Origin of the sequence: Pseudomonas batumici, assembly GCF_036585405.1 — a bacterium.
In the GTDB taxonomy this organism is placed as follows: domain Bacteria; phylum Pseudomonadota; class Gammaproteobacteria; order Pseudomonadales; family Pseudomonadaceae; genus Aquipseudomonas; species Aquipseudomonas batumici.
This window is the reverse complement of record NZ_CP144470.1, coordinates 6,111,823-6,125,722: the sequence shown is the minus strand read 5'-3', so window position 1 is coordinate 6,125,722 and position 13,900 is coordinate 6,111,823. Positions and strand designations below refer to the sequence as shown.

The window sequence follows — 13,900 nt, the reverse complement described above, 5'->3', positions numbered from 1 at the left end:
CGCCGGGAAATAGCCGGCGCCGATCCATCATTGATCCGTCGTTTGCCAGCGATATTGTGCCAGCTCAGGGTTGAGCGGCGTGCGGGCGAAGACGTTGGCGAAATTGCACAAGGTGGCCAGGCTCACCCCGAGGATCACTTCCAGCGCATTGCCCTGGGTGTAGCCGGTGGCGAGGAATTCGCCGAAGGCCTGGTCGCTGACATTGCCACGGGTGGCGATCACTTCCCGGGCGAAAGCAGCGAGGACTTCGAGCTTTTCCTCGGGCAGCTCGTGTTGTCTGCGCAAGGCCTCGACCACTTCAGCCGGCAACCTGGCCTTGTTCAAGGCCACCGCCGTATGCCCGGCGACGCAGAAGTCGCAGCCGTGGGTGGTGGCGGCCACCAGTTGCACCACTTCACGCTCGGCCAGGCTCAGCCCGGTCTTGCCATTGAGCGCCGATACCGTAACGTAGGTTTCCAGCGCCGCCGGTGCATTGGCCAGCACACCGAGCAGATTGGGGATGAACCCGGAGTTCTTCCGGGCGCTCTCCAGGAAAGGCCTGGCCGCTTCGGGAGCGCTTTGCAGCGTATGTAGAGTGACGCGCGACATGGAGTGGACTCCTGTTGTAGGGTGGTCCTGCAAGTCTGTTGGTTATAAGAATTCCGATCCATATTCAAAAGTAGCGATTCCTTGCTCCTGAGTGTTTCCATTAGATGATTTCGTCCAGCCCTCTGGTTGATTGGTTATTAAAAAGCCTGGAGTTCGAGGCGAGCCTGTTCCATGTGGGCCGTTATTGCGGTGGCTGGCACGCCAGCACCCGGGGCCTGGCGCGGGCGAGTTTCCACCTGATCGTGCAGGGATATTGCTGGTTGCACATTGACGGGCAGCAGGAAAGCCTGCGCCTGGAGGCCGGGGACGCGGTGTTTTTGCTGCGGGACCTGGATTATCGGTTGTCCAGTGCCCGGGACAGCGTAGAAGCGCAACGCCTGCCGCGCCAGGCGATGACCGAGCTGGACAGCGCCGCCCAGGATGGCGTGGGGCTGGTGTGCGGGTTCTTTCATTTCAAGTCCGGGTTGTCGTCATTGATCATCGACGGGTTGCCGGACTGGATTGTCCTGCGCGCGGGCGATCCATCGCTGAGCGCCGCGCGGGCGTTGTTCGGGCTGATCCTGGCCGAGTGCGAGCGGTCACCGGCGCCCTCCTCGACGCTGCTGGAGCGCTTGAGTCATTTGCTGTTTCTGTATGTGCTGCGCCAGCAGGTGGCGGATAACCCGGGTCTTGGCGGACTGGTGGCACTGGCGCGGCATCCGGGGTTTGCGCCCTTGCTGGAACAGTTGATCGAACGGCCCGGGGAAAGCTGGTCGCTGGAGAGCATGGCGGCCTGCACCGGGCTGTCGCGCTCGGCGTTTTTCAAGCGTTTCAACGAACTGGCCGGGCAGTCACCGGGGCAGGTGCTGCTGGCGTTGCGGATGCGCCATGCCTGCCAGTTGCTGCGGGCCAACAACACGGTGGAGCACGTGTGCGCGGCGGTGGGGTATCAATCGATTGCGGCGTTCACCCGGGCATTTGCCAAAGCGCTTGGGGTGCAGCCGGGGGCTTATCGTCGGCAGCATGAGGGCCGCTGAGAGACACGATTGCATTACAACTTTGTCATCGTTCTGTTCGTCGGCTGTTGGTGTCGCCTGGTTATTGTGAACTCACTGCCAAACAACAGGCAGTTCACATTAGATAGGGAGATACTGCCATGAAACTGTTCATTCTCGGGTTCGCCACCCTCCTCGCCACCGGCTCGGCCTTCGCCTATACCACCGACACCTCGACGGTGATCCACGACAAGACCGATTTCCTTGTCCACCTGGACGTCGCGAAAGTCATCTCCACGACTGACCTCTCCGACCAATGTGGCATCATTCCGGCCCGTCTCGACTATCTGGATCATCAGGGTCGGGAACATGTGCTGGACTATCCGGTTCAAGGGCGCTGCACGAACCAAAACTGATGGAATACCTTATGCACACGACTGTCCACGAGCAGGCCCTACGCAACGCCACCTGGTGACAGGACTATACTTGCGCTACCTGCTCGCGGCTTTCAGGTCCGCTTTTTGTGGATCGAATACCGAAACCGAACCAAGGTCATCCCCATGAACATCCTGGTAGTGGAAGACGAGCCCAAGGCGGGCAATTACTTGCTCAATGGCCTGCAGGAGCAGGGATACTCCGTCAGCCTGGCCCGCGATGGCGTCGAGGGTTTGTACCTGGCCCTGGAAACGCCTTTCGACGTCATCGTGCTGGATGTGATGATGCCGAAGATGGACGGCTGGGAAGTCCTGCGCCGCCTGCGCAAGGAAGCCGACACCCCGGTACTGTTCCTGACCGCGCGGGATGACATCGCCGACCGCATCAAAGGCCTGGAGCTGGGCGCCGACGACTACCTGATCAAGCCCTTTTCCTTCGCCGAACTGGTGGCACGCCTGCGCACCCTGACCCGCCGAGGTCCGACCCGGGAAGAAGAGCAACTGCAGATCGCCGACCTGCAGATCGATGTACTCAAACGCCGCGTCACCCGCGCCGGCGTGCGAGTGACGCTGACCAACAAGGAGTTTGCGTTGTTGCACCTGCTCGCCACGCATCAGGATCAGGTGCTGTCGCGTTCACTGATCGCCTCGCGGGTCTGGGACATGAACTTTGACAGCGACACCAACGTGGTGGACGTGGCCGTGCGGCGCCTGCGCCTGAAAATCGACGACCCTTTCCAGCTGAAGCTGATCCACAGTGTGCGGGGCATTGGCTACCGCTTCGACACGCAGCCATGAACCTTCGTCATTACTCCCTGACCCTGCGCCTGGCGGTGGTGTTTGTCCTGCTGGCCTTCGCCCTGATGGCAACCACCGGCGTCGCGCTGTACCACGATCTTGAGCACGAACTGATACGACGCGACGAGGCCACCCTGATCTACCGCATCAATCAGCTACGTAATGTGCTCAATGGCAGCAATATGCTGGAACTGATCAGGACCAAGCCTGAGCTGTTTCAGAACATGCTGTTCAATAGCCAGTCCGTACTCACTATTGGCGTTTCAGGGGAAGCCCCTTTACTGGAGATCAATCCCAGTGGGATCGATCTTCCCGACATCACGCCCGTGGCCATGGAGCATTCCCTGGTACTGACCGATGTCCAGCATCTGCCCGCCGTGAACGGTACGCCCTTTGGGGCCATCTCCGCGAGTATCGGCTCCAGCAAGCTGAAAGTGACCATTGGCTGCCTGATGATCGAACGAACCGCGGTGCTCGCCCGCTATCGTCTCAGCGTCTACGTCCTTGCCAGTCTCGCCGCCTTTGTCCTGGCGCTGGCGGGATATGTGGTGGTTCACCGCGGTTTGTTGCCCCTCAGACGCCTGACGCGCCAAGCCCATGGTATCGGCATTGGCAATCTGACAGAGCGACTCGACAGCCGAGGCGCCCCGAAGGAGTTGCTCCCGATGATCGACTCGTTCAACACCATGCTTGAGCGACTCGCCAAGGGTTTTGCGCAACTGAGCCAGGTCTCGACGGACATGGCCCACGAACTGCGCACCCCTATCAACAACTTGCTCGGTGAAACCCAGGTCGCCATGCAACAGAACCGCAGCGTGGAGCATTACCAGCAGTTGCTCGCCTCCAACGTCGAAGAACTCGAACGCCTGGCCCGCATGCTCGACAACATGCTGTTCCTGGCGCGTACCGACCCCGGTAGCGCGCGTGATCAGCGCGAGGAGCTGGACGCCGCCGACGAGTTGGGACGCGTAGCCGATTACTTTGAAGGTCTGGCCGCGGACGTCGATATCACCATCCGCGCGGAGGGCGACGGCCTGATCTGGGCCGAGCCAACGCTGCTACGTCGCGCCTTGGCCAACCTGTGTGCCAATGCGATCAAATATGGCGCCCCGCACTCCGAACTGTTGCTCCAGGCCGCGCCGTCCGAGGGTGGCATCCATCTGCGCGTGCGCAACTGTGGAACGACGATCCCGGCGGAACACCTGCCGAGGTTATTCGAGCGGTTCTATCGTGTTGATCAGTCGCGCGAGCGTTCGGCCCAGTCCAATGGCCTGGGGCTTTCGATCGTAGCGACCATCATGCAGTTGCACAGTGGCCGCTACAGCGTCACCAGCGAGAATGGCGTGACCTGTTTCGAGCTGTTTTTCCCCATGCGGGATCAGCAAGAGCGTCAGGCCGACTTTCAAACGGCCCGGACGCCCCTTGTCTCGGCATCGTCGTGAAACGCCGAACGCGGTCTTGTGGCGAGCGGGCTTGCCCGCGCTCGGCTGCGAAGCAGCCGTAAAACCTGCCATCCTGATCTACCTGATGTACCGGGTTCTCAGGTTTTGGGGCCGCTTCGCGCCCCAGCGCGGGCAAGCCCGCTCGCCACAAATTTCGGCCAGATTTGAGATCGCTGTTAACTGACAGGCACTTTCCGCGATCAGCGAACGCCGCTTGTGAACTCGTCCTCCAACACCGAATCCACCCGCCCCTGCGCCAGTTCGATCAGACGCACCACTCCCAGCGCCACCTTGCGGTCAGGCCCTGTGAGGTTATCGGCATGTTCATAGGCCGTGGCCGCAGCGGACTCCAGGATCGCACTGGCGTCGACCAGGATGTCTTCACGACTTTGAGGTTTGGTGTTGTTCTTGCGTGTTGAGTGAGCACCGCATCGCTTCGAACTCGTGCCCTGCGGCAAATTGTAATAAGCCAACGCACGGTCAACGATTTGCGGGTCAATGGTTTCGACGTGAGGTGAAACAGGAGGATTGGGCGTGACCTTGAACATGTCTGAAACTCCTAACAGAGATAAGGAGCCGACACCTTCTCGCTTGCACACGAATGAGGGTGGCAGCTGTACGCAGGTGTGCAAGGCCAGGTCTGTTAGGACACCTGGCAGACCCGAAAGTCTCCCACGCACAGCCACCATGAAACATGGCGGACTGCAAAAACGCCCAAGCATGACAAGGGCGTTGTCGTCATAACAGAATTCCGGACTTGCACATCCGTATCACCGATTTGGCGGTGACAAGACGCAGATTAGCCACCGGTTCTGCCAGGAGCAACAGGGCAGAAGTTTCTAGGAAATTTCACTCAATGGAAAGCGAACCGTCTTGCAAACCAAGTACAAGACGACTCAGCCTCACTGCAAACCATAGGAATAAACCCCACCATCATTGCTGTTGTACCAATTGCCCTTGGCCCAGATCACCCGGTCCTGCGCCCCTTGGAAGCCGAGGATCCCCAGGTAACCGTCGATAGCCAGCCGTTGCCAGGAACGCCCCCAGTCCTTGGAGTAGAACACCCCGTCGGCGGAGATTCGCGCATCCGACCACCAGTAGAGCCAACGCGGCGGTCGGTGTTCGCTCGAGGTGTTGATCAGCAGGCTGTTCTGCCCCACCCAGAAATTCCTCTCACGCAACTGACTCTCCGACGCCAACGGCGCGAACACGCTAGGCAGTTCACCCATGGGCTTCCAGGCAAGCTTGGCGGTATCGAACTCAGCGACCACATCTTGCCCATGATCACCCTGGTCGATCAGGCCCATCACTCGCCCGGCGCCGTTCTCCACCAGTTGATCGATAAACAGCCCCTCCTCGCGCTGCACGGCCCCCACCTGCCACTGCCCCGCCTTGCGTAGCAGTTGAGCCCGTGTCGTGATGTTGAAAGCCAGACTGCCGCTATCAGCGTCAGGATTGCGGCCCCAGAAGCGTTGGGAAACCCAGATGAACGCGCGTTGGTCATCCAGTTGGGTGACATAGGTCTGGGTTTCTCCATAAGTGCCCAGGTCCGTGCGCCATTCGGTAATCTCAGGCCGTTTGCCCTGGGCATACTCGGCAGGCACCAGCAACGACTCCGGCGCGAATATTTCCGTGCTGCTCGCGCCGCGATCAGCCGAGTAAAACACCCCGGTGGAGATGGCGCCCGGCTTGTCTTCACCGCTCTCGTTATCGGTTCCGCTCGGGGTACCCCAGGCCCAGACGTCATCCGGACCATGAAAGTAGGGCTTCAAGGCCCAGGCAAGCTGATTGGCCTTGGGAAACAGGCCCTTGGCCAACCAGGTCCAGCGCTTGCCTTGATCGTCGCTGCGAAAGATCACGGTCTGGCGGTTGTCATCGCTGTTCGCGCCAGCGGTTTCGGGTCGCTCAAGGCCCGTCAGCAGGAAAACACTGGCCCCATCCGGGCTGGCCACCAGGCAGGCGGCGTCACTGACATGGGCCACCATTTGAAACTGGCCCTGGGCGTCCAGGCGCGAGATGAAGGAGGTTTCCTTATCCCGGTGGGAGAGAAAGCTCGAGAAAGCCCCCGAGCCTTCCGACTCCTGATCCTTGGCCTCGACCGACTTGCCATGGAGCACGGCATCCAGATCCACCACGTCAGCGGAGGGTTGCAGCTGTTTCGCGTCACCGTCCAGGCGCCCCACCAGCCAGGTGCCCTTCGGGGTCACGACCACACCCGTGCAGTACTGGGTCATCGCGCGCTGCCGGCTGTCCTGTACAGCACCGAGCTGCTGCCGGTCGGGACTGCTTCCGCCCCACCCCAGCTTGGCACTGGTAATCATCCACATGTACCAGAGCCCGGCGCCGACAAACAGGGCGACAAACAGCTGGGCAAACAACTTTGATCGAGGCATGAGCGGGATCCGAATCCATGGAAAAGGCTGGAAAGCTTTTCTCATTTCTCTCGGCGGGAGTAAATTTTTATTGCACGCGCGCAACCGAATCCGGCCAATTGATTGTCAGCACTGTGACGCCGATTCCATTCAGCCGGCCAGGAAAATCCGCGGGAGTGGCGAGCAACGCCCGCCTCAACCCTTGTCGAACGAGGCCGCTATCATCCACGGTTTCACCGAGGACAAGGGAGCCGAAGGAATGCCGAGTATCCAGTTTCAGAAAATCATCAACCTCAGCCACGTCATTACGCCATCCATCCCCCTCTGGCCCCACGACCCGGCCGTCGTCTTCACCGGGGAGGCCTCACAGGAGCAGGACGGCTACTACCTGCGCAGCTTCAGCATGGGCGAACACAGCGCCACCCATATGAATGCGCCCAACAGTTTTTTCCCCGATGGCGTCGGGATCGATGCCTACCCGCCGGATTCGCTGGTGCGACCGGCCGTGGTGATCGATGTGCGGGCGCAGGCACAAGCCGATCCCGACTATGTGATCAGTCCTCGGGACATCGAGAACTGGGAGCACGAGCATGGGCGCATCACTCGGGGCTGCGTGGTGCTCTTCCACACCGGATGGCAGGCCCTGTGGGGCGATCCCAAGCTTTTTTTCAATGAAGATCCGCAAGGCGGCCTGCACTTCCCCGGGGTTGGCGCCGACACGGCCAGACTGCTGGTCGAAGAGCGCGAAGTCGCGGGAGTCGGTATCGACACCCACGGGGTCGACCCGGGCCAGAACACGGCATTTGCCACCAACCGCCAGGTCCTGGCGAAAAACGGCATCATCCTGGAGTGCCTGACCCATCTGGATCAACTGCCCGCCAAAGGGGCAACGCTGGTCATCGGTGTTCTGCAGCTCAAGGACGGATCCGGCTCCCCCGCTTCCGTGCTGGCATTCGTGCCCTGATCTCGCGTGGGTTCGTACGCCATTACAGGCACCCCATCCCCTTCAGCGTCGTTTCCACCGCCTGGTCCAAGGGCGTATGCGGCTCCGTCCCCAGTACGCTCAACAGGCGGGCGTTGCTCATGCGCAGTGGCTTGCGCCACAGGTAGCGCATCTCCAGCATCTCGCGAAACGTGGTGACCAACGGCGAGGCCAGTCTCACCAGCCACCAGGGAAAACGCCGCAGTCTCGCCCGGCCGCCGGCGCGTTCGACCACGCGGCGGATGGCGGTCGCTATCTGGGTGCCGTCGGCGTCCCAATACCCGGCCATATGAAAGGTGGCGAAAGGCGCCAAGCGCTCTCGACGCTCCAATAGCTCGACCATGGTCCGCGCCACGTCCGGCAGGTAGGCCCACTGGTGACCGACGCCCGGATCACTCGGCAGATTGATCACCTTCACCGCCTGCCCGGGCCTGATCATCCCCTGGGAAAACCAGCTGTTGCCGGCCTGCGGCCCGAAGAAGTCACCCGATCGCAGTACAATCGCCCGAACCCCGTCTCGCGTCGCGTCCCGCAAGCGCTGCTCAAGCGCGACACGAATACGCCCCTTGCGGGTCAACGGACGCTGCGCCGACTGCTCGTCCAGCCCGGCAAACGCATCCGGGCCGTAGTTGTAGACCGTGCCCGGCAACACAATGGTCGCGCCTTCAAGACGGGCGGCCGCAATCGTGTTGTCGATCATCGGCAGCACCTGCTCGGCCCAATGGCGATAACCCGGTGGGTTTACTCCGTGCACGATCACGCTGCAGCCCTGCGCCGCACGCACCACGTCATCACGCTCGAGCGCATCGCCCCGCAACCACCGGATGCCGTCACGCTGTTCAGCCGCCGTGGCCAAGCCGCGCTTGAGCGCCTGCACCTGCCAGCCGCCGTCGCGCAGTTGCCGCGCCACTTCGCCGCCAATGCCGCCGCTTGCCCCAGGACCAGGACCTTGTTGCCCAGTGCTGCCATGTCGATTCTCCAGAAAGGTGGTGATGAACAGAGTCTGACCCCGCCCCTTCTGGAAATAAATTGCATAGCACAAGCTATCCGCCATACATTTATGCATGGACCAGAGCATGAGTTGGGAACTGTACCGTACGTTGCTTGCCGTGCTGACGGAGGGCTCGCTCTCGGGCGCCGCACGGGCGCTGGGGATCGCCCAGCCTACCGTGGGCCGTCACATCGCCGCGCTGGAAGCCTCGTTCAAGCAACCGCTGTTCACCCGCTCGCAGACCGGCTTGCTGCCCACCGAAACCGCCCTGGCGCTGCGCGGCTATGCCGAGGCCATGCAGCACACCGCCGCCGCGCTGGAGCGGGCCGCCACTGGCCAGGGCCAGGCGGTGAGCGGCACGGTGCGGATATCCGCCAGCGAGATCATTGCGGTCGAAGTCCTGCCCCCCACGCTGGCACTACTGCACCAGGCCCATCCGCAACTCAGGATCGAGCTGCTGGCCACCGACAAGGTGCAGGATCTGCTGCAACGGGAGGCCGACATTGCGGTGCGCATGACCGCGCCGAAACAGGATCAACTGCTCGCCCGCCGTATCGGCAATGTGGAAGTGGGTGCTTATGCACACGCGGACTATCTGCAACGCAACGGCACGCCTGCCACACTGGCCGACCTCTCACGCCATGCGCTGATTGGCTTCGATGTGCCCACCCCGTTCCTGCGCGCCGCCAGCAAACAGTTGCCCGGCTGGAACCGCGAGGCCTTCGCGCTGCGCACCGACAGCAACCTGGCGCAACTGGCGATGATCCGCGCCGGCTGTGGCATCGGCTTCTGTCAGGTCGCGCTGGCGAGCCGCACGCCGACACTGGTTCGGCTCTTGCCACAGCAGCTCGGTTTCCAGCTGGAAACCTGGGTGACCATGCACGAGGACCTGCGCACCAGCCCCCGTTGCAGGGCGACGTTCGATGCGCTGGTGGAGTGCCTCCAGGCCCATACCCGCGTCACGCGCCAAGAATGAGTTTGAAGGCCGTCACCCGGCGAACAGACGGTTTGCGTCACGCCGCCAGATGAAGTTCGACCGTGACATGCACCAATTCCTCATGGATCGCCAACTGCTGCTTGAAGTAGTCAGGCGTGACCGGCGCCCGCGTCACCAGGCTTAGCACGCAGGCGAACTGCCCCTTCCCGACCCGCCAGACATGCAGGTCGCTGATGGAGGCCGGAATGGGGCTGGCGGCGATGACCTCGCGGATTTCCTCGACCACCGGCGCATCCATTTCCGCGTCCAGCAACACCCGGCTGGTCTGGCGGATCAGCCCGTAGGCCCAGCTCGCCACCAGCCCCGCGCCGACAATCCCCATCAGCGGGTCGAGCCACGCCGCGCCCCAGACCTTGCCGCCGATCAGCGCCAGGATCGCGAGCACCGAAGTGGCCGCATCGGCCACGACATGCAGGTAGGCGGAGCGCAGGTTCAGATCGTGGGCGTGTTCATGGGCTTCGCCGTGATGATGGTCGTGGTGGTGATCATGGGCATGGCCGTCCTTGAGCAGCCAGGCGCAGGCCAGGTTGACCATCAACCCGACGATGCCGATGACGATGGCCTCGTCGTAGTGGATGGGCGCGGGCGAAATCAGCCGCTCGACCGACTGATACACCATCAGCCCCGCCACCATCACCAGGAACAGCGCACTGGTGTAGCCGCCCAGCACTTCGATCTTCCAGGTACCGAAGGCAAAGCGGTTGTCGCTGGACAGGCGCCGGGCCGCGCCATAGGCCAGTACCGACAGCCCCAGCGCCAGGGCATGAGAACTCATGTGCCAGCCGTCGGCGAACAGTGCCATCGAGTTGTAGTACCAGCCGCCGGCGATCTCGGCGACCATCATGACCGCGGTCAGGATCATCGCGCGCCGGGTACTGGTCTCCGCCAGGGGATTGCCATCGTTGAGGATTTTCGAATGGCAGTTGTGATGAGTAGCATTGGGCGAAGACATTGGGCTACAGTCCTGATGACAAGGTCGAAATATACTATACCCCAGTATAGATAACGCACAATGAGACAATTCTATGCCGCATACCATCAAGGATAAAAAACGCCTGCTGACCCGTGTCAGGCGTATCAAGGGCCAGGCCGATGCGCTGGAAAACGCCTTGAACATGGAAGTCGAGTGCACCGCCGTGCTGCAACAGATCGCGGCGATCCGCGGGGCGATCAACGGTTTGATGGCCGAGGTGCTGGAAGGTCATATCCGCGAGCACCTGGGCGCGGACGATGTCACGCCGGCCCAGCGTCGAGACGATGTGGATGAGGTGGTGTCGGCGCTGCGCTCGTATTTGAAGTGAGGTCGCCGGGCCTGGCGCGGAACGTCTCACACAGGAGGCGTGCCCTCTCCTGCTCGGCCCGACGGCGTCAGCCCGCTCGAACCACGCATCTGCGGCGGCCCAAGAAGCCTTTTACTTGACCAGCCGCGTTTCCTTGGAAGGCCTGTAGCCGAAGTACGCGCTATAGCATTTGCTGAAATGACTGGGCGAAACAAAACCGCAGGCCACCAGCACATCGACCTGGGACAGCTCCGTGTGCTGAAGCAGTCGACGCGCCTCGGTGATGCGCAGTTCCAGGTAATAACGTTGCGGCGTGGTGCCCAGTTGTTCCTTGAACAAACGCTCGAGCTGTCGACGGGAACGACCGGCGTAGACCGCCAGTTGCTCCAGTTCCAGCGGTTCCTCGAGGTTGGCATCCATCAGCTTGACCACCTCGCGTAGCGGCGCGCTCACACAGACATTTTCCGCCGGTTTGATGCGCCGGTAGCGAGACTCCTCGAACGCCAGAATGTCCTCGATCCCCTCGACCAGGGCTTTATCATGCAGGCCCTTGATCCAGTCCAGCGCCATATGGAAAGCCCCGGAGGGGCTGGACGCGGTGAGGCGGTCCCGATCGATGACATAGGGCTCGCTGGTGACCTGTGTCGCCTTGGAGATTTCCGCGAGTGCCGGACGATGCTCGGGGTGAATCGCACAACGATACCCATCCAGCAGGCCGGCGCTGCCCAGGAACCACGCGCCATTCCACAATCCGGCCAGACTGATGCCCAGGTCCGACGCGGCCCTCAGCAGACCGATGAACTCATCATCGGCCTTCAGTTCGGTCCGGTAGCCGCCGCAAACGACCAGCAGATCGAGATCTTGAAGGGCGGCGCAATCGATACGGGCATCGGGTCGAATGACCAGGCCCAGGTCGCTGACAACCTCCCCGTCATTCAGGCCGAAGGTTCGGGAAGAGAACAACCCGGGGCGGAGCAGATTCGCCGTGACCAGCGTATCCAGCGCCTGGGTGAACGCCGGCAGCGAGAAATGCTCGAGCAACAGGAAGCCTGTCCGGGTCATTTGCCCGGACTGACCGGTTTTTTCATTCAGGTAGCGGAGGTTTTTTCCCTTCATCCCTCCGCTGAATTGGCGCCGTTCGATCACTGTATGAACCACTCGATTGCGTTGACCACTCTGTCGTCCGGTGCAGGGATAGAGCCCTGCGCCAGGCGCCAGCAGTGTAAGAGATCGCTCCCTCTGGCGCCATTATGCGACGGATCAGGCCAACTGAAACCCATGACACAGCGCGCCCGAACGCGGGACCTCGACCGTTCGGCGCCCGTACTGGCACGTTGCTAGATCCCAGATATGCTCACGATGGCGCAGTAAACCCCCGAGCCTTTCGGGCCATCCGGCAACAAGGAGGTCACCATGTCATCCGCCCCACGCGTACGCCGTTCTCTCAGTGATATCCAGCACGACTATGACCACGGCAAGAAAGATGAACTTGAAGCCCTGATCCGCGCCTGGAAAGGCATCAAGGATCTTCCCGCCAGCCACCCCAACTCCTTCTTCTCCATCGGTGGCCTGCATGGCGAGCCGTTCCGTGGTCAAGGCAAGACCGACCCCAACTGGTGGGGCGGCTACTGCCAGCACGGCACGGTGCTCTTTCCGAGCTGGCACCGCGCCTATCTCTGGCGCCTGGAAGAGGCGCTGCGCAGCATCCCCAAATGTGAAAACGTCACCCTGCCGTTCTGGGATGAATGCAGTGACGAGTCGCGAGAAAACGGCATTCCTTCTGCCCTGACCCAGGAATACTTCGTGATCGATGGGCAGAAGATCGAAAACCCGCTGCGCTCTTTCGTGTTCCCGCAAACCATCACCGATGAGCTCCCGGTGACACCGGACAACCCCATCATCTACAGCAAGCCCGAAGGCTACGAGACCGTGCGCTATCCGCTGTCCGGGCTGGTGGGCACCGAAGCTGACCGCAAAGCCACGGAGGCACACAACGCGCAGTTCCAGGACACGGCGAAGAACATCACCTACCTCAATGAGAACGTCAGTACCTGGTTGAGCGGCAAGATCAAGATCGGTGGCAAGTGGCGCGGCGAGGTGTTCAGTCGTTTCGAAAGCTGCCTGGACGCCCCGAACTACACGCTGTTCTCCAATACCACCTCGACCGGCGAGAAGAACAAGACCGCCCCGGCGGGCACGCACTATGTGCCGCTGGAGGAACCCCACAACTTCATGCACCTGGCGGTCGGCGGTTTCGACTACCCGGGCGCGGGCGACAGTTCAGCGATTCCTGGGGCCAACGGCGATATGGGCGAGAATGAAACCGCCGGCCTGGACCCGATTTTCTTCTTCCACCACTGCTTTATCGACTACGTGTTCTGGATCTGGCAGCGCCGGCAAGGGACCACCGATGAATTCAGCATCGACCCCAAGGATCCCGGCGCCTCCTACTATAAACCCTACAAAATACAACCCCCTGCGGGCGCCGCGGGCCTGGACCCGAACGCCATCCTGAGCCTGGACACCAGCCTCGATCCCTTCGTCAAGGCCGACGGCAAACCCTTCACCACCCGTGACTGCATCAACATCGAGAAGCAACTGGGCTACGTCTATGGCACGGGCTCCCTGGATGCCTATGCCCAACCCGCCAAGCAGTTGCTGTTCAAGGCCGATGCAGCGCAGCCCAGCGGCAAGACCCTACGGGTCAGCCGTATCAACCGGGCGAAAATCCGTGGCTCGTTCCTGATCTCGGCCTATGCCAAGGTCGACGGCAAGCGCGAGTACCTGGGTACCCGGGCGATCCTCAGCCGTTGGCACGTCGAAGGTTGCATGAACTGCCAGACGCACCTGGAAACCACGGCCACCTTCAAGCTGCCACTCAACGCCGATCACTCGGCGATTGACGAGGGCAGTATCGAGGTGGAGATACAGACCCGTGACACAGTCCTGAAGCGGCCAAATGCGGCAAGTCTGCTCAGCGCCGGCAAGGCCGACACCGAGGACGCGCCGTTCAAGCTGGAAATCTACTGATCCACAGCGGGC

The 13,900-nt window shown here is 61.7% G+C and carries 13 protein-coding genes and 1 pseudogene; 8 read left to right on the top strand and 6 right to left on the bottom strand.

What is annotated here, in order from left to right; all coding sequences use genetic code 11:
- Positions 1 to 27 precede the first annotated feature (27 nt).
- Positions 28 to 588 (bottom strand): carboxymuconolactone decarboxylase family protein, encoded by a 561-nt coding sequence (locus NUH87_RS28055; protein ID WP_338523549.1) that lies wholly within the window; start codon positions 586 to 588, stop codon positions 28 to 30.
- A gap of 104 nt (positions 589 to 692) precedes the next feature.
- Here NUH87_RS28055 and NUH87_RS28050 point away from each other — a divergent pair, with 104 nt between their 5' ends.
- From NUH87_RS28050 to NUH87_RS28035, 4 genes are all read left to right on the top strand, one after another.
- The gene (locus NUH87_RS28050) at positions 693 to 1,604 is read left to right on the top strand and encodes an AraC family transcriptional regulator (protein WP_338523548.1); all 912 of its coding nucleotides are present in this window, start codon (positions 693 to 695) and stop codon (positions 1,602 to 1,604) included.
- Between the two features lie 119 nt (positions 1,605 to 1,723).
- Entirely contained in the window at positions 1,724 to 1,978 is a 255-nt protein-coding gene (locus NUH87_RS28045) for a DUF2790 domain-containing protein (RefSeq protein ID WP_040069190.1), read from the top strand.
- A 144-nt stretch (positions 1,979 to 2,122) separates the two neighbouring features.
- Positions 2,123 to 2,794, top strand: a complete 672-nt coding sequence (locus NUH87_RS28040) for a heavy metal response regulator transcription factor (RefSeq protein WP_040069191.1) — start codon at positions 2,123 to 2,125, stop codon at positions 2,792 to 2,794.
- Entirely contained in the window at positions 2,791 to 4,236 is a 1,446-nt protein-coding gene (locus tag NUH87_RS28035; protein WP_338523547.1) for a heavy metal sensor histidine kinase, read from the top strand. Before NUH87_RS28040 ends, NUH87_RS28035 begins: the two co-directional genes overlap by 4 nt.
- A 200-nt stretch (positions 4,237 to 4,436) precedes the next feature.
- Here the strand turns inward: NUH87_RS28035 and NUH87_RS28030 are convergent, their stop codons facing one another.
- Both NUH87_RS28030 and NUH87_RS28025 read right to left on the bottom strand, forming a co-directional pair.
- A complete protein-coding gene (locus NUH87_RS28030; RefSeq protein ID WP_338523546.1) occupies positions 4,437 to 4,784 on the bottom strand; it encodes a DUF6124 family protein in 348 nt (115 codons plus the stop codon).
- Between the two features lie 354 nt (positions 4,785 to 5,138).
- Positions 5,139 to 6,629 (bottom strand): hypothetical protein, encoded by a 1,491-nt coding sequence (locus tag NUH87_RS28025; RefSeq protein ID WP_338523544.1) that lies wholly within the window; start codon positions 6,627 to 6,629, stop codon positions 5,139 to 5,141.
- 238 nt (positions 6,630 to 6,867) lie between these two features.
- On the opposite strand from NUH87_RS28025, the gene NUH87_RS28020 reads away from it, so the two are divergent.
- Complete coding sequence (locus NUH87_RS28020; RefSeq protein WP_338523543.1) at positions 6,868 to 7,572, top strand: cyclase family protein; 705 nt, start codon at positions 6,868 to 6,870, stop codon at positions 7,570 to 7,572.
- 22 nt (positions 7,573 to 7,594) lie between these two features.
- Here NUH87_RS28020 and NUH87_RS28015 read toward each other — a convergent pair.
- Positions 7,595 to 8,559, bottom strand: a pseudogene (locus NUH87_RS28015) (NAD-dependent epimerase/dehydratase family protein).
- Between the two features lie 95 nt (positions 8,560 to 8,654).
- On the opposite strand from NUH87_RS28015, the gene NUH87_RS28010 reads away from it, so the two are divergent.
- Positions 8,655 to 9,557: a LysR family transcriptional regulator gene (locus tag NUH87_RS28010; protein ID WP_422393888.1), complete on the top strand. Its 903-nt coding sequence runs from the start codon at positions 8,655 to 8,657 to the stop codon at positions 9,555 to 9,557.
- A 37-nt stretch (positions 9,558 to 9,594) separates the two neighbouring features.
- On the opposite strand, the gene dmeF is transcribed toward NUH87_RS28010, so the two are convergent.
- Positions 9,595 to 10,530: a CDF family Co(II)/Ni(II) efflux transporter DmeF gene (gene dmeF / locus NUH87_RS28005; protein WP_338523540.1), complete on the bottom strand. Its 936-nt coding sequence runs from the start codon at positions 10,528 to 10,530 to the stop codon at positions 9,595 to 9,597.
- 73 nt (positions 10,531 to 10,603) lie between these two features.
- Here dmeF and NUH87_RS28000 point away from each other — a divergent pair, with 73 nt between their 5' ends.
- Positions 10,604 to 10,879: a metal/formaldehyde-sensitive transcriptional repressor gene (locus tag NUH87_RS28000; protein ID WP_338523539.1), complete on the top strand. Its 276-nt coding sequence runs from the start codon at positions 10,604 to 10,606 to the stop codon at positions 10,877 to 10,879.
- Between the two features lie 111 nt (positions 10,880 to 10,990).
- Here the strand turns inward: NUH87_RS28000 and NUH87_RS27995 are convergent, their stop codons facing one another.
- Entirely contained in the window at positions 10,991 to 12,004 is a 1,014-nt protein-coding gene (locus NUH87_RS27995) for a GlxA family transcriptional regulator (protein ID WP_338523537.1), read from the bottom strand.
- Positions 12,005 to 12,271: 267 nt separating this feature from the next.
- Here NUH87_RS27995 and NUH87_RS27990 point away from each other — a divergent pair, with 267 nt between their 5' ends.
- Positions 12,272 to 13,888: a tyrosinase family protein gene (locus tag NUH87_RS27990; protein WP_338523536.1), complete on the top strand. Its 1,617-nt coding sequence runs from the start codon at positions 12,272 to 12,274 to the stop codon at positions 13,886 to 13,888.
- Positions 13,889 to 13,900: the final 12 nt, after the last annotated feature.